Consider the following 16,689-nt stretch of genomic DNA (forward strand, 5'->3'; position numbering starts at 1 on the left):
TACGGGGTGGACCTGAACCCCATGGCCGTGGAACTGGCCAAACTGAGCCTATGGCTAGATAGTTTCACCGTCGGCGCGCCCCTCTCCTTCCTGGACCACCACCTGAAGGTGGGCAACTCCCTCATCGGGGCGAGGGTGCAGGAGGTGCGAGCGGAATTAGAGAAGACAGCCGCGGGCCAGTACGACATGTTCGGCGGGCCTTTCGCCGGGCTCCTGACGGCCACCGAGTTGATGCGTGGAGTGGGCCTACGCACCGATGCCACCTTCGACGAGGTGCAGGAGAGCGCCGGGTTGTACGCCGACTTCGAACGAGCCATCTTGCCCTACAAGCGGGTGTTGGACCTGTGGGTGAGCAGGTACTTCGGCAACAAGCACGCCGATGAGTTCCTGCGCCTCTATGGGACCAAGGCGCTCCGGGCGGTGATGAACGAGGGCCAGGGCCTGTCTCCGGAGTACCGACAGGCTGTCCAAACCGCCCGCCAACTGTGGAAGGAGAAGCGCTTCTTCCACTGGGACCTGGAGTTCCCGGAGGTCTTCATTGACCTGGAGCGAAGCGATTGGAAGACGAATCCGGGGTTCGATGTCGTGGTGGGAAATCCGCCGTACTATGGTTTCAAGATATGGGGATCTGATAAGTGTTTCCTCATCTATGTGCAGCATCGGTACGAAGTATACGATTGGCACGCCGATATCTTCTACTACTTCGTTGAATTGGGAATTCAGTCTCTCAAAGAGGAGACGGGACGACTAGGGTTTATTACTTCCCGGTACTTCCGTCGTTCTCCAAGTGGCCAAAAACTTCGCCGGCTGATAGCTCCAGGGCTTCGCATCTTTGTCGACTTCACAGACATCCCAGTTTTTGAGGACCACAGCGTACACAGTTCCATATTACTCTATGCGAAGTCAAGCAACGACGGTGTGTTTCTTGAAGCGACTTACACTCCTCACCAGCTTAAGCAAATAGGCGATGCTCCATACCAAGATACACTCCGTGCGTGGCTAGCAACGAACAAAGGGTTTGTTCTTCGAGGCCAAGCCTTGTTTGTAGAGTCACGACCGCTAGAATTGGACCAAAGGTCAATCTGCCGACTTGGTGACTTAGTTACTATCCGGGCTGGGATGCAAAGCGGACGAGATAAGGTCTTCGTTGGCCGGATTGAAATGGGACCGAGTGGTTTTGTCGGGCGATTGCCGGATGGTGCTCTGGTTCCACTGGAGCGCGAAATTGTCCATGTCTTTGTGAAGAATAGCGACATCGAGCGATATGTCCATGTGCCAAAGCGTTACTGCCTGTATGTTCCAAATGGTTTGACCGAGAAGCAAGTACTAGAACGTTTTCCAGGTGCCCACACGTTCCTCAGTGCATACAAGGATGAGTTGATGGCGCGGCGCAGCACGTTCAAGGTAGTTACGGAGGACAACTGGTGGGAATGGATGAATTCCACTGACGTGCATCTACAACCAGCGAAGCTTATCACTCCGTATCGGGCTTCCGAGAATCGATTTTCGTTGGATACTGAGCTGATGCTCGGCAGCATTGACGTTACCGTGCTAGCACTGAAAAGTACGACCGATGTCAGTCTGAACTATATCCTGGGTCTACTGAACTCTCGCCTATGCCAGCATACATACCATTCCTATGCCAAGCAATTGGGTGGTGGAATCTACGATTACTATCCTAAGAATCTGAGTAAAGTCCCCATTCGCCGCATCGCCTTCACCACGCCGGAGGAGGAGCGGCGGGCGCTGGTGGAGGAGGGGAAGGGGCTGGTGGAAGCGGCCCTCACCCCCGCCCTCGCTGCGCTCGGGCGCCCCCTCTCCCAAACTTGGGAGAGGAGGACAGGGGGTGAGGGCTATGCCGCCTTCCTGGCCTCGCCCCTCGGCCGCTGGCTCGACGCCCGACTCACTGCCGACCCCGAGCAGGCCGACGTGGTCCACGACCTGCTGGCCTACCTGGCCGAGCAGATGATCGAGATGCACAAGGAGAAGCAGGACGAGGCCAGGGGCTTCCTGGACTGGCTGGCGGGCTACACGGGCCTGCCCATCGAGGATTGGAGACTCAAGACCAACCTGAGAGGATACTACCAGCACGACTGGGCGGAGATGCAACGCCTGTTGGACGCCAACCGCCGCCAGATCAAGAAGGTGGATGTGGTGGGACGAGAGGCATCAGAGCGAATCAAAGGGGAGTGGGAGGTGTCCACGGCCAAACTGCGGCCCCTGCTGGCCCGCATCGCCGCCACCGACCGGCTGATTGACCTGATCGTGTACCGCCTATATGGGCTGACGGAGGGTGAGGTGGCGGTAGTGGAGGGGTTGCAAACGGACGCGGAAACGGACAAACGGATGTAGGACAAATTGTCAATTTGTCCTACTATCGTAATCTATGACGGAAGCACAAAGGAGAGCACTCAACTGAAAGCGGGCTAAGGAGCCCGGTTTACCGGGCTTGGATGATCTTAGCCCGACGTTTTAACGTCGGGCGGAGCCAAGGATGGACGATGGAAGCGATTTCTTGCGGTGTAGTGATGGACGGACAGTAGGCGCTGATGGTCGAACGGTTCAAACTCACGGTCTGGGGCGGGAGCGGTGTCGCCACGCCCGAACTCATAGATGCGCTACGCCACGAGATGGGCGACCTGGCCATAGACGTCGTGTTGTGGGGGCGCAACCCGGAGAAACTGGAACTGGTCGGTGGCGTCTGCCGGCGCATGGCGGAGGCCAGCGGCCGGGACCTGGGCGTGACTTGGACCACCAACCCGGACGAGGCGGTCGAGGGCGCTCACTACGTGCTGAACCAGATCCGCGTGGGTGGGATGAGTGGGCGCGCTTTCGACGAGACCTTCCCCCGCGATTTCGGCATCCCCGGCGAAGAGACCGTTGGCCCCGGGGGCTTCAGCAACGCCCTGCGGACCATACCGGTGGTGCTGAAACATTGTCGCCATTTGGAGCAGGTGGCCCCCCAGGCTATCCTCCTAAATCTCACCAATCCCAGCAGCCTCGTCCAATATGCGATCACCCGCTACAGCAAAGTACACGTCCTCGGTCTCTGCGACGCTCCCGTTACCCTGATGAGGGGCATCGCCGAACTGCTGGGCGTGCCCTATGAGGAGTGCTCCTTCGATTACTTCGGCATGCACCACTTCGGCTGGGTTACCGGCGTGTGGTGGAATGGACAGGACCTGATGCCCAGGGCACTGGAGCGCATCGAGGACCTGCCGAAACTGGAGGTGGAACCCGAATTGGTGCGGGCTATGGGTGCCGTCCCACACCCGTATCTGAAGTACTACCTGCACCCGGACCGCATGTTGGCCAAGACGATGGGACGCCCCTGCCGGGCGGAGGAGTTAATTGCCTGGCAGGAACGCGCCTTGGAGTTCTATCGTCGCTGGGATTCCGGCGAAAAGCCCGCTATTTTGGCGCAGCGCGGCGCAGTGTGGTACCAGGAGATCATCGTGCCGGCGCTGCTCTCGATGATGCGGGATGACGGGAGAACCTATGTAGTCAACGTGACGAACAACGGCCTTGTCTCCTGGCTCCCGCCAGAGGCGATCATCGAGGTGCCCTGCACGGTTGGACGCGCGGGCGCACACCCCTTAGCGCCTGCCGACGTGCCCCCAGACATCCGGGCTATGATCCAGGTGAATTGCGCCTACGAAATAATGGCGGTGGAGGCTATCGTGGAGGGCTCCTACGAGAAAGCGTTGCGGGCTTTGATGTTGAACCCGATGGTGCGCGATTACCGTCAGGCCAAAGGCATTTTGGAATTCATCTGGCCGGAGAGATGATCGGATAGGTGAGGGGCGGGTGGTAGGGGCCCTTGGGCAGGCACAAGGCCTGCCCCTACTGTGGGTGCCCCTGGGCAGGCACAAGGCCTGCCCCTACTGGAACCCCTCGTACACGCGGATGCCATCCAGCAGGCTCCCGAACCAGATGCCCTCGCCGTCCGCGACGATGGCGCGCAAAGGAGCCTGCGAGAAGTACTGGCTGTAGTTGTGCCACTTCTCTCCGTCGTACATAGCCGCGCCGCCAATGGGGCCGGTGGGGAAATCCGCACCCACCCATATCTGCCCCCGATGGTCCATGGCCATCACCGTGGCCGTGTTGAAGGGCAGCGTCAGGTTCGTCATGTTGTAGGTGCGCCAGGCCTGGCCGTCGAAGGTGCTGACGCCGTCGAGCGTGCCGCACCAGATTCGCCCCTGGCTGTCAATGACCACCGAGGAAACAGTATCGAACGTTAGCCCTGAGTTGCGGGTGGTGTAGGAGGTCCACGCCTCCCCGTCCAAGACGCTGAGGCCACCCCATGTGCCGAACCAGATGCGTCCACGAGCGTCCATCGCTATGGATAAGACCCTGGCCCCAGCCAGGCCGGAGTTCTCCGGTGTATAGTTTTTCCACCGCTGCCCATCGAAGTAACTGACGCCGTTCTCTGTGCCGAACCAGACTGCGCCTATCGCCTGGCCGGATTGGGCCGAAGGTAGCATAGGCGCAATGCATAGCACGTGGTCATGGATCAGGCCGGAGTTCTGGGTGGTGTAACTCCGCCACTCGCCGCCGTCCAGCACGCTGACGCCGCCATCGGTGCCGAACCACACGCGCCCCGCGCTGTCCATCGCCACCGCGCGGACGTTGTCGTTGACCAAGCCGGAGTTCGCAGTGGAGTAAACGACCCAATCGCCATCTTGGAAGTGCGCTGCGCCCCGTTCTGTGCCCACCCAGACGCCTCCCTCACGGCCTACAGCCAGGGCGCGCACCGTGTTGCTGGGAAGGCCGGAGTTGCTCGTGACATAATATTTCCAGTCCTTCATCCACTGTGCGTATTGCAACTGGAAGTAGGTGAAGCCGATCAAGAGGCCCAAGGCCACCACCGACCCGAAGAGCCAGGTTGGCCGGTCAGGAGCGAGGGTGCGCAGTGTGCGCATCACGTTCGTGTGTTGGTCCAGCCACTCTACGCCGCTCATAAGCAGCGTGCCGGCGGAGAGGCACAGCGGAGCCCCGACGATCAGCGTGTACTGCGGCCACCTCGTAGGCCAGAGTAGCAACACGCCCACACCCAGCAGCAACCATAGCACATAGATGGGCTGGCGGCGGTAGAGGAAAGGAATACCCAGCATGGCCAGCCCCAATATGATGGTATCCCATGAGAGGAGGAAGACACCGGGGTGCCAGGGGATGGAGTGTGAGAGATAATAGAGTGGCTGCCACCACGGGAGATGTTGCCGCACCACGTATGCACTCTGCGAATAGGCGGGGTGGTAAAGGATGGACTCTAACAGACGGCCGACCGGATCAGCCCAAATCTGGATGTCCAGCGCCAAGAACACGAGCAAGGCGATGCCGGTGAATAGCAGCACGTTCCAGAACCGCTGCCGATTGTGCCAGGCCAGGAAGGGTACCAACACCAAGCCGACAACCAGATAGGGATACTTGGATGCTGCCGTTACACCGAGGGCGATGGCGGAGAGAATGAGCCAGCCATTGAGGCTGCTCTTCTGGGGCGCGCTTCTCTCGTAGGCCACGATAGTCAGAAGCGACGTGAAGGCGGGGAGAGCCTCCAGGTAGGCCTGCGAAGTGTACTTGATGGCCATAGTGTGAATGGCCAGAAAGAAGCCGGCGATCGGGTTCAATAGGGCCAATAGCGCCACCTGCAGCACACCGAACACGAGCGAGATGATGCGGGCCGTCGTCAGTCCCTCACGCCCGCCGCCACGGAGCAGAATGCCGGCTGCGTAGAGCAACTTGACCAGGGGCGGGTGCTCGAGGGTATGGCGATTGGCGATCAGCCTGGGCCAGTCCCCAGCCCTGATGGCCGAAGCGTACTGGGAGGCAGCCTCCATGTAGATTGGCTCGTCGTAGTCCACCGGCAGCATCAACACTGCTCGCCAGCGCAGGGCGAGGGCTAGCAGGGCGATGAGCAGGACAGCAAAATAGCGGGATCTCGAGTCTGTCATAGAGGTCAGATGATTTGGAAGCCTTTTTCGATGGTGAGGGTATCTATCACCTCGGCGCCCGGCACCAATCGCCCCTCCTTTTCCACGGTGATATACCTGAAGATGCTGTACGAGACGCGCACGCGAAATTCACCGCGGAGATCGCCGAATTCGTAGCGGTCAAACAGGTCGCACATCTCCTGAACTGTTGCCCCGGGGGCGACGGATTCGGTTCCGCTCAGATTTGCCGACAAATCATAGGTGTCTCTAAGCGGAAGCGGGTAGCCATCTGGGCCGAAGACTTCGATGAAGACCGCCGACGAGAGAGGAAGGAAGATATCGAGGCTCTCGCTGGATTCATTGGTCAGTTGGATGGTCAGTTCAATCGGCCAGCCTGGGCTGTAGGTATCTTGGTCCAGGCTTGCCTCTAAGCGCAACGTCTCTCTCGAACCGAAGTGGAAGGGGACTGGTTGGACCACCGGTTGAGGTGGAACCGTGGCCTCTTTGACGACGATGGCTGGTGTTAGTGTGACAGGCCGTGCGCCACCGCAGGAAGTTATCAGCATGGGACAGATTGCGAACAGGAGCAAGCCCGCGCGCAGGGCCTTATGTTCTTGGCAATTGTGATTCGGCTTCACGGCCCACCTCCTACTTCAGTTTCACCTGGCGCTTGTCTTGCGCATCGAAATCGTCTGTTTTCCCGGGGCCGATGCCCTGCCGCATCACGCTGGATGTCCCGAATGGTGTGTGGGGGATGCCAACGACGTGTCCAGCCTCGTGGCGGCTCGTTCTCTTTCGCAACTCGGTCTCCGTTGTCCCGTGTATTTTGCCGTCAATGGCGTCGTTGCCGCTGCCGGCGGGAGCCATGAGGTCAAAGACGTTGATCCTACTGGTCAGCGCCCCATCCCCATCGAGATCGGTGTTATTGAAGACGGCCACCAGTTCCTCTTCTCCCGCTTGTGTGGTCTGGTTCCATTTGAACACTTTCGTGACCGTTTCGTCAACACCGTTCTTATTCCAGAGATTGTAGATCGCCTCTTCATAGACGGTAGCGGTCCCCTGTCCCTTGTCCAGGGGCGCTACACCGAATATGACCTCGACATCATGGACGGTTCCGTTCGGCGCCACCATGTCCCCATCTGTGTTGAGGGATCGATAAGTATCTTTTGCCACTTGCAGCGCCGTCCTTACGGTGCTGCCCAGAAAGGTTGGGTCTTCGGGCACCTCGATGACTGTGAGCCCCAGGCTTGTCAAACCTTGCTTGGCGAAATCCTTCTCTGTGGCCGTGGATGAAGTGTTGAAGAACAGTTCTTTCTTGGTCGGATCCATGCGGTAGTGCGTTCCTCCGACGGTATATCCTCTGTACTCGTCTTCTTTGGTGAAGCCATCGCCTTTCTGATCTATCCCTGCCACCTCTTCGTCATCAGCGCTGTTTGCCTTGTCTGTGCCGCCGTTGGTGATTTCCCAGAAGTCGGCAATGCCGTCGTTGTCCGAGTCCCTGGGGATCTGCTGCTCATCCCAGTCGAGGCCCACGGTGGCCTTCACTTTGGCCACGCCAAAGTAACTGATGCTTTTGATCTCAATGGATGCCTTGCCGGTAAGGGGATTTGTTCTAATGGTATGCGCCGAGGTGGTACCATCGGCGAATGTGAACTGATCGTGCTGCGTGAGTTCGAAAGTAACGTCCACAGCGACGGCTATGCCTGTATCGGCCGTGACGAGGATGATATCGTTCTCTCGAGGGAGATAGGTGCCGGGGTTCTGGTCGAAAGCCAAAGAGAGGGCAGGATTGAGGTAAGCCACGCCGGGGTTCGCCATTGACCCTGGCCCTGCGAGACCCAGCAGGATGGTGATCCCCAGAAGCCAATGGAGGACCCGCCCGGCCGAATGAGGGTGTGTCATTTTCTGCCTCCAATTGCTCAGGTGTGCTGAGCAAATTCAGCCCGAGGGCTGTGGATTGCCGTGAACCGTAACCGCTGCCCCCACTATGGCGGCGGTGGACTCACTGACCCCGAGGAGCAGCATAAATCCGGAGCCGACCAGGCCAGCCAGAACGGCGACGATCAAAGCCTTCAGATAGTGCATAGGCCGACCTACTCTCCTCCGACATCCATACGGTAAATCTTGCCCGACCTCCAATCAGCACACCACAGATATCTGCCATCCCAAGCCAGGCCCCCAGGGTAATCGCTCAGGGCGTCCAGGCTGCTCACTACGTTCCCACTCCGAGGGTCGATTTTGTAGATCCTCGCCAGTGCGTAGTCGCTGAGCCACAGATAGGAACCGTCCCAGGCTATTCCAGAGGGGTGCTCTCCAGGGGTGTCGAAATTTGCTACTATCCTGCCACTATCGGGGTCAATCTTGTAGATGCTGCTGGTGCCATCGGTCTTCTCTTCCTTTCCCCCGTCCACATACCACAGGTAAGTTCCATCCCAGGCCAGATCCTCCGCATTACATCCCGGACCGGGGGCTTCAAACTTCTGGACAGCCTCTCCACTCCGGGGGTCTATTTTGTAGATGTACAGTTTCGCCTGTGCGCAACCCAAGGTGTAAGAGTTACCGCTATCTACATGCCACAGGTATTTGCCATCCCATGTTAACCCCTCCGGATCGGTGCCTGGAGCGCGGAAGGACTTGATCACACTTCCATCAGCAGGGTCAATGGCGTAAATGGTTTCGCTGTTGAAGTCGCAGTTCCACAGATATTGTCCATCCCAGGTTAGTCCCGTGGGGAAAGAGGAGGGTGTATCAAATTCCATCGCTGTTGCCGGTGGGGCGGCTGTGGGCATACGAGGAGCCTCGGTGGGCTTTGCAGGGGGTACTGGGGTGGGTGTGGCTGCGGGAGGGCGACACCCGACTAAGAGGAACAGAACCAACGTGCTGCCAACTATCTTCTGGGCCAACTTCGGGACATCCATTTTTTCTCCTTCGGCGATAGCCCGAGTTACACTCGGCTTCGCGCTTCACTTGGCGAATCAGGGATTCGCGTTTCCCAATTCCAGGTGTTTGTGAACAGGTGGCGCTGCCCCGAAGTACCCGTGGCTGCAATATGGTCTGCCGCTGGGCAGCCCTCTCACTTTACGTTGCCATTATATCACCGAATCGCGCAGAGGTCAACAGGGCCAGGGCTGTGGTTGACAGGCATGGGGAATTGGGTTATAATTGCGCACAGTCTTTGGAGTCTATAGTCTCCTGACATCCCTTGGGCCACACCCCAGGCGGGTGTGGCAGTTCTTTGCTCTCATCTCTGCATAGAAGGAGTGCGTTTATGCAACAACGCGACGTTAGCCTGTTGATCGCCATCGTTCTCTTGACCTTGGTCGCCGCTTGGGTGGTGAATCCCAACAACTCGGGCATCCACATCAAAGCCGGGCCTCTGGTGATTGACCGCGATATCCGCATCCACCAGGGGCTGGATCTGCAAGGGGGCATGGAAGTGTTCCTCGAAGCAGACCCGGCCGAAGGCCAAGAGGTAACAACAGAAACGATGCAAGTGGCAAAAAGCATCGTCGAGAAACGTGTGAACAGCCTGGGTGTGGCCGAACCCCTGGTCCAGCAAGCAGGCGGCAACCGCATCATCGTCCAACTCCCCGGCGTCGCCGACCCGGAGCACGCGATATCCACCTTCCAACAGACGGGTCTCCTGGAGTTTGTGGACGCTGGCCTGACCAGGCTGCCGGTAGGCGCTCGCATCAAGACCAGTTATCACGAGACGGGGGAGGTAGGGCCTGTGGTGCCCACACCGGTCCTGACGCCTACTGAGGGCCCATCGCCCACGGCCACGGCGACCCAAGAGCCCACCGCGACCCCCACGGCCACCGCTGCGCTCTCGCCTACGCCCCAGGCCGACCTTACTCCCACGGTCCAGCCTACCCCGACGCCGGCAGAGCGCATCTTCCACACGGTTATGACCGGGAAGGATCTGAAAGCGGCCGTGGTGGCACTGGACGATCTGACCAAGAAGCCGGAGATTCATTTTCAACTCACCGATGAGGGAGCCAAGATTTTCGCTGCCCACACCGCAGCCAATGTAGGTCGCTACCTGGCCATTGTCTTGGACGGCGAGGTCATCTCCTGCCCGGTCATTGAGACCGCGATCCCCGAGGGCAGTGGCCGCATCACCGGCGATTTCCCGTTGTCCGAAGCGCAGTCCATCGTGATCCAGTTACGCTACGGTGCGTTGCCTGTGCCACTCAAGATTATCTCCACCCGCCAGGTGGGGCCTACTTTGGGTCAGGACTCGATACGCCGCAGCACTACGGCGGGCATCATCGGCGTCATCATCGTGCTCACCTTTATGCTGGTATATTATCGCCTGCCCGGTGTCTTGGCCGACATAGCCCTGGTCATCTACGGCCTGGTGAGCGTATCACTCTTCAAACTGATCCCCGTCACCCTGACCCTGCCGGGGATAACCGGGTTCCTGCTCTCCGTGGGCATGGCGGTGGATGCCAATATCCTGATCTTCGAGCGTATGAAAGAGGAATTGCGGCGTGGCCGCGCTCTCAAAGCCTCCATTGAGGCTGGCTTCGCTCGGGCGTGGACCTCCATCCGCGATTCCAACATCTCCACTCTGATCACCTGCGCGATCCTGTGGGGCTTTGGCTCGAATTTCGGGGCCAGCGTGGTGCAGGGGTTCGCCGTCACATTGTTCATCGGTGTGGCGGTGAGCATGTTCACAGCGGTCATTGTTACTCGCACGCTGATGCGCTTCGCCTTCGCCCTCGGCGGTGAGCGCCTGCGCGAGGTACATTGGCTCTTGGGCGCATGAGATAGAGGAGGGTTTATGTTAGATATTGTTGGCAAACGCTACTGGTTCTTCTTGATCTCTGCCCTGGTCATCATTCCCGGGCTGATTGCTATGATGGTCTCGATGGCCCGCTTCGGGACACCCCTGCGGCTGAGCATTGATTTCACCGGCGGGGCATTGATGGAACTGCAGTTCCAGCAGCCCGTCGCACCTGGGGACGTGCGAGCCGTGTTTGTAGCCCACGACTACAGTGACACAATGGTGCAGACTACTGTGGATCAGCGCACGGTGTTGGTCCGTTCCAAACCCCTGGATTCTGCGACGAAGGTGCTCATCCAAGATGAGTTACGGGAGAAGTTCGGTCCGCTGACGGAACTCCGTTATGAGTTCGTGGGCCCAACCGTAGGGCGGGAAGTGACGAGAAGCGCCGCGCTGGCGGTGCTCGCGGCTGCTGGGGCGATCATCATGTATCTGATCTTCGCTTTCCGCAGCGTGCCAAACGCCATACGCTACGGCATCTGTGCCGTGGCGGCCATGATACACGACATCCTGGTGGCCGTGGGGGTGTTCTCCATCCTGGGTTTGGCCTTGGGGTGGGAGGTGGATGCCCTTTTCCTCACCGCCATCCTGACCGTGATCGGTTTCTCCGTGCAGGATACGATTGTGGTATTCGACCGCATCCGCGAGAATATTCCCAAGTGCCGAGGGGAGCCTTTTGAGTTGGTGGTGAACCGCAGCCTGCTGGAGACATTGCACCGTTCGCTGGCCACACAACTCAATGCCATTTTCGTGTTGATCGCCATCTTTTTCTTCGGCGGGGCGACGATGAAACAATTCGTGACCGTGCTGATCGTCGGCCTGCTCAGCGGCACGTATTCCTCCATTTGCAATGCCGTGCCATTGCTCGTAGTCTGGGAGAAGAACGAGATCGGTCAATTTTTCGCCCGTCTGAGGGGCCGGCCCGCCCAGGCTTAGGGACGAGAAGCCGTGGGGCGCAAGGGATGCGAGGTAGGATTCCACAATAGCCCGGGATCGAAGCAGGGCTATTGTTGTTTTGCGAAAGAGCAATGAGATGGAATTGGTACTGCTCCGTTACGGTGAACTATGGCTGAAGGGGCACAACCGTCCGTTCTTTCTCCGTCGGTTGCGGCACAACGTCCGCGATTGCCTGAAACAACACGGTGTGACCGGTCAAATTCGGGAGGAAGATAGCCGTCTCATTGTGTACACCGCCGAGGCGTCGGCCATCCTGCCACATCTGGCGCGCATCTTCGGAGTGACCTCGGTGAGCGCGGGGATTGCCGTCCCCAAGGATTTGGAGTGCATCCGTGCGGAGGTGCGCCGGATCGCGCTCTCTCAGTTGGGGCCGGAGGTCAGTTTCCGCATCCGCGCCCGGCGAGCTGACAAGAGATTTCCCCTCACTTCGCCCCAGTTGGAACACGAACTGGGGGCGGAGGTACAGGATCTCACCGCAGCGCCAGTGGACCTCTCGGATCGCGCTGCCGTTACCATTGGCGTGGAGATCGAAAGCACGCAGGCCATCGTGTACAGTCAGACGCTCCCTGGGCCGGGCGGACTGCCGCTCAACACTCAGGGCCGTCTGGTAGCCCTCGTCTCCGGCGGGATTGATTCCCCCATCGCCGCCTGGCTGATGATGAAACGCGGCTGCGGTATCATCCCGGTCCATTTCAAACAGAACGAGGAGGAACTGGCGAAGTTCTTCGAGATGTGCGAGGTGTTGCAAAGTTACGCCTACGGCTGGCGGATCAAGCCCATCGTGCTCGACCACGCCGAGGTGTTCGGGCCGGTGTACGAGCGGCTGCGGGCGATGGGCGAGGAGCGCTGGACGTGCGTTTTCTGCAAGCGCACGCTGCTAACAAAGGCCTCTGAGGTGGCCGATCAGCACCGGGCAGAGGGGATCGTTACCGGCGAGAGCCTGGGACAGGTGGCCAGCCAAACCCTGGCGAACTTGCGCGCCATCTCATACGGACTGGACAAGCCCATTCTGCGTCCGCTCATCGGCATGGACAAGGTGGAGACCATGGCCCTGGCCCGGCGCATCGGAACATTCGACATTTCCACCCGCAAATCTCCCCGTTGCCGCTACGTCCCTGCCAACCCTCTCACCGAGACGACTTTGCCCCGACTACTGGAGATTATGGCCCGACTGGAGGAGTAAGGAAGAAGATGGGTATGTTCAATAGGCTGTTTGGAAAAAGGAAGAGCGGCGAGAAGGATGACGCGGAAACAGCAGCTGAAAGATTTCGGGAGGATACGGATGGTGGCATCGGACAAAAATCGAATCGGTTTTGTATCCACCCGCTTGGCGGGCACGGACGGTGTCTCTCTGGAAGTAGCAAAGTGGGTCCGGATATTGACTGGGTTCGGCTACGAGTGTTTCTTCTTCGCTGGCGAATCGGAATGGCCAGCCGATCACAGTTATGTGGTGCCGGAAGCACACTTCAAGCATCCCGAGATCCAAGCCCTGAACGCCGACCTGTTCGACAACTACACCCGCTCCCTGGAGACCTCCCAGAAGGTCCAGGACCTCAAGTCCCACTTGAAAAAGCACCTGTACGAATTCGTGCGTCAATTCCACGTGGATTTGCTGATCGCAGAGAACGCCCTGTCGCTGCCGATGAACGTTCCCCTGGGCCTGGCGCTCACAGAGTTCATTGCGGAGAACTACTTTCCAACTGTTGCTCACCACCACGACTTCGCCTGGGAACGAGAGCGTTACGCCATTACCGCTGCCGATGACTACTTGCGTGCCGCCTTTCCGCCCACCCTGCGGTCGATCCATCACGTGGTCATCAATTCATTCGCCGGTCGTCAGTTGGCACTTCGCACAGGGGCGACTTCTACGCTGGTACCCAACGTGATGGATTTCGATTCGCCACCGACAAAGCCAGATGCCTATGCCGCCGACCTCCGGTCAGCGCTTGGCCTCCGCCCCGATGAGTATCTGCTGCTCCAGCCGACACGGATCGTCCCCCGCAAGCGCATCGAACTCGCCATTGAATTGGCGCGCCGACTGGACCTGAAATGCGCTCTGGTGATCTCCCACACTCCTGGCGATGAGGGCTACGCCTACCAGGACTATTTGTTGGACTACGCCAATCTCATGGGCGTGCGGGTGATTTTGGCATCCGACATCATGAACCATTCCCGCGGTCAGACAGAAGATGGGCGAAAGATCTACTCTATGTCCGACATTTACCAGCAGGCTGATCTGGTTACCTATCCCTCCAGGGTAGAGGGTTTTGGCAACGCCTTTCTGGAGACTATCTACTACCGACGGCCGATCGTGATGAGCACCTACGAGATTTTCAAGACCGATATTCAGCCCAAAGGTTTCAGGGTAATCGGATTCGGCGACTTCATCACGGAGGAGACTGTTCGCCAGGCCCGCGCTGTGCTGGGCGATGCGGATTTGGTGGCCGAGATGACCGAGCACAACTACGAACTCGGTCGCCTATACTACTCATATCGCACGCTGGAAACTCGCCTGAGCACCCTCATATCCGCGCGCCTCCGAGTGCTACAGCAGGCTGGCGGGTATGGGGGATATAAGCGATTGTGAGGACCGGCCCTGAGGATCGGATTCGCGAGCATTTAACGTTTCTTTATGGTGCAGAGCAGGGTGCCCGACTCTGGCCGTTGCTCGCTGCGCGCTTGGAGGCGTTTCGACGGCGCAACCCGCGATTACAGGCTCCGTCTCTCGCGACGGACTGGCTGGACGAGCGTGACGTCTTCTTGGTCACCTATGGCGATCAGATTCAGGAGCCGGACAAGCCTCCTCTGCAGAGCCTGGACGAAGTGTTGACCGCACTGGCCGGTGATTTTCTGCGCGGCGTTCATATCTTGCCTTTCTATCCCTATTCCTCCGACGATGGCTTCTCGGTCATAGATTACAAAGCGGTGGACCCCCATCTCGGCAGTTGGGAAGACATCCATCGCCTGGGCCAGCACTTTCGTCTGATGTTCGACGCAGTCATCAACCACATCTCCCGGCATAGTGCCTGGTTCCAGGGCTTTCTCCATGACCAGCCGCCCTACACGGACTACTTTATAAAGGTAGACCCTTCGACTGACTTGTCGCAGGTGGTCCGCCCACGCGCCCTGCCATTGTGGTCGGCAGTGGAGACAGCCCACGGCACGGAGTACGTGTGGACTACTTTCAGCGAGGACCAGATGGACCTCAACTACGCCAATCCGCAGGTACTGCTGGAGATGATCGAGGTGCTACTATTTTACGTGGAGCAAGGGGCAGGGTTGATTCGTCTGGATGCCATTGCTTTCCTGTGGAAAGAGCACGGCACCCCTTGCATTCACCTGCCCCAAACCCATCGGGTGGTAAAACTATTCCGGGCTGTGCTAGATGCGGTAGCACCTGGGGTGCTCCTCGTCACTGAGACCAATGTTCCCCACACCGAGAACATTTGTTACCTCGGTGATGGCACCGACGAAGCCCAGTTGGTGTATCAGTTCCCGTTGCCGCCACTCACATGGCACGCGTTTCACACCGCCGATGCCACTTGCCTGCAGCGTTGGGCTGCCGGGCTGAAGACCCCCTCACCTCGCACTACGTTCCTCAACTTCTTGGCCTCCCACGACGGGATCGGCTTGCGCCCTGTTGAAGGAATCCTGAGCAAAGAGCAAATCGCTGAGTTGGTTGCCCTGGCCGAAGCCCACGGTGGTTACGTCTCCTATCGAGCCAACCCTGACGGCAGCCGGAGCCCTTACGAGTTGAACATCGTCTATTTCGATGCCCTGAACGACCCTAACGCCGATGAGCCACAGTCTATCCAGGTGGACCGCTTCATGGCCTCCCAGGCTATTCTGCTCAGTCTGGCCGGGGTACCGGGGATCTACGTTCACAGTCTCTTCGGCAGCCGCAATTGGCGGGAGGGGGTGGCCCAAACGGGCCATTATCGCACCATCAATCGCCAGAAGTTCCAGAGATTCGCGTTGGAGGCCGAATTGATGGATCCATCATCCACCCGTTACCAGGTTTTCCACCGCTATCGGGCTCTGATCAAGGCCCGGAGCAGTGAGTTGGCCTTTCACCCCAACGGTGACCAGCGCGTTCTGGCTGTCCATCCGGCCTTGTTCTGCCTCGTGCGCACAGCCCCAGACGAGTCCAGTCGGGTGCTATGTGTTCACAACGTCTCCCCTGTGCCGCAGACATTCCACGCCGATCTTGCGGATGCGGGGTTCCGGGCAAATACCGCATTAGTGGACCTCGTCTCCGGAAAGCAATTCTCGACAACAACCTGTGCTGGCTTGACGATGACTGTGCCTGGCTATGGAGTGCTGTGGCTAAGGGAGAGCCGACCGCGCTAAGGGCTATCGTTTGTTCCGGATTCGCGTCCGGTTCAGATAACAGGTAGAATTGGAGGTGTGGGGGTATGACCGAGATAGAACGTGCGCTTGCCTGCTTCAATGAAGGTTTCAGTTGTGCCCAAGCGGTGTTATCAACGTATGCTCCTCGGTTTGGTCTGGACCGCGAAATGGCCCTGAGGATAGCAGGGGCATTTGGCGGTGGTATGGGGCGCCTGGGCGAAGTATGCGGGGCGGTAACCGGTGCCTTTATGCTCATCGGGCTCAAATATGGTAAGATAAGGGCGGAAGATGATCAGGCCAGGGAAACAGCATACGCTTTGGTGAGGGAGTTTGCGGATAGGTTCACGTCCCGTAATGGCTCGATCAGATGCAAAGAGCTACTGGGCTATGATATCAGCACTCCGGAGGGGCTGGCGCTGGCCAGGGAGAGGGAAGTCTTCACTACTGTCTGTCCGAAATTAGTTCGGGATGCGGCAGAGATCATCGGGCAGATGTTGGCGACCGCAGATGCAGGTGGAGGTTGACCATGGAAACTCGACCGTTTGGCAAGACCGGGGTGAGCCTGCCCATCCTCAGTTTCGGTGCCCAACGCATCGTGGACGAGGAGGGCTGCAGTGAAGAGCAAGCCGTAGAGATCTTGAACACGGCGCTGGATCGAGGCAT

General features: G+C 58.8%; 14 protein-coding genes. 9 read left to right on the plus strand and 5 right to left on the minus strand.

Going from position 1 to position 16,689, the window contains the following annotated elements; translation table 11 throughout:
* Positions 1 to 2,352 (plus strand): Eco57I restriction-modification methylase domain-containing protein (locus H5T64_12765; GenBank protein MBC7265208.1); only part of this gene is annotated, 2,352 nt, incomplete at its 5' end.
* Between the two features lie 197 nt (positions 2,353 to 2,549).
* On the plus strand, positions 2,550 to 3,788 hold the full coding sequence (locus H5T64_12770; protein MBC7265209.1) for a hypothetical protein: 1,239 nt from the start codon (positions 2,550 to 2,552) through the stop codon (positions 3,786 to 3,788).
* 93 nt (positions 3,789 to 3,881) lie between these two features.
* Here the strand turns inward: H5T64_12770 and H5T64_12775 are convergent, their stop codons facing one another.
* The 5 genes from H5T64_12775 to H5T64_12795 are packed head-to-tail and all read right to left on the minus strand — an operon-like array spanning position 3,882 to position 8,848.
* Positions 3,882 to 5,951 carry a hypothetical protein gene (locus H5T64_12775; GenBank protein ID MBC7265210.1) on the minus strand — a complete coding sequence of 690 codons (2,070 nt, stop codon included), beginning with the start codon at positions 5,949 to 5,951 and terminating at the stop codon, positions 3,882 to 3,884.
* Positions 5,952 to 5,956: 5 nt separating this feature from the next.
* Positions 5,957 to 6,568, minus strand: a complete 612-nt coding sequence (locus tag H5T64_12780) for a hypothetical protein (GenBank protein ID MBC7265211.1) — start codon at positions 6,566 to 6,568, stop codon at positions 5,957 to 5,959.
* A gap of 10 nt (positions 6,569 to 6,578) precedes the next feature.
* On the minus strand, positions 6,579 to 7,832 hold the full coding sequence (locus H5T64_12785; GenBank protein ID MBC7265212.1) for a hypothetical protein: 1,254 nt from the start codon (positions 7,830 to 7,832) through the stop codon (positions 6,579 to 6,581).
* Between the two features lie 36 nt (positions 7,833 to 7,868).
* Positions 7,869 to 8,015 (minus strand): hypothetical protein, encoded by a 147-nt coding sequence (locus tag H5T64_12790; protein ID MBC7265213.1) that lies wholly within the window; start codon positions 8,013 to 8,015, stop codon positions 7,869 to 7,871.
* 8 nt (positions 8,016 to 8,023) lie between these two features.
* Complete coding sequence (locus H5T64_12795) at positions 8,024 to 8,848, minus strand: YncE family protein (GenBank protein MBC7265214.1); 825 nt, start codon at positions 8,846 to 8,848, stop codon at positions 8,024 to 8,026.
* A gap of 350 nt (positions 8,849 to 9,198) precedes the next feature.
* On the opposite strand from H5T64_12795, the gene secD reads away from it, so the two are divergent.
* From secD to H5T64_12830, 7 genes are all read left to right on the plus strand, one after another.
* Complete coding sequence (gene secD, locus H5T64_12800; protein ID MBC7265215.1) at positions 9,199 to 10,701, plus strand: protein translocase subunit SecD; 1,503 nt, start codon at positions 9,199 to 9,201, stop codon at positions 10,699 to 10,701.
* A gap of 15 nt (positions 10,702 to 10,716) precedes the next feature.
* The gene (secF, locus tag H5T64_12805) at positions 10,717 to 11,655 is read left to right on the plus strand and encodes a protein translocase subunit SecF (protein MBC7265216.1); all 939 of its coding nucleotides are present in this window, start codon (positions 10,717 to 10,719) and stop codon (positions 11,653 to 11,655) included.
* Positions 11,656 to 11,752: 97 nt separating this feature from the next.
* Complete coding sequence (gene thiI, locus H5T64_12810) at positions 11,753 to 12,859, plus strand: tRNA 4-thiouridine(8) synthase ThiI (GenBank protein ID MBC7265217.1); 1,107 nt, start codon at positions 11,753 to 11,755, stop codon at positions 12,857 to 12,859.
* Between the two features lie 99 nt (positions 12,860 to 12,958).
* Positions 12,959 to 14,263 (plus strand): glycosyltransferase family 4 protein, encoded by a 1,305-nt coding sequence (locus H5T64_12815; protein ID MBC7265218.1) that lies wholly within the window; start codon positions 12,959 to 12,961, stop codon positions 14,261 to 14,263.
* Positions 14,257 to 16,026, plus strand: coding sequence for a sugar phosphorylase (locus H5T64_12820; GenBank protein ID MBC7265219.1), 1,770 nt, complete (start codon positions 14,257 to 14,259; stop codon positions 16,024 to 16,026). Before H5T64_12815 ends, H5T64_12820 begins: the two co-directional genes overlap by 7 nt.
* A 65-nt stretch (positions 16,027 to 16,091) precedes the next feature.
* Complete coding sequence (locus tag H5T64_12825) at positions 16,092 to 16,550, plus strand: C_GCAxxG_C_C family protein (GenBank protein ID MBC7265220.1); 459 nt, start codon at positions 16,092 to 16,094, stop codon at positions 16,548 to 16,550.
* Between the two features lie 2 nt (positions 16,551 to 16,552).
* Positions 16,553 to 16,689 (plus strand): aldo/keto reductase (locus H5T64_12830; protein MBC7265221.1); only part of this gene is annotated, 137 nt, incomplete at its 3' end.

This window comes from Chloroflexota bacterium (assembly GCA_014360825.1).
Lineage (GTDB): Bacteria > Chloroflexota > Anaerolineae > UBA2200 > JACIWT01 > JACIWT01.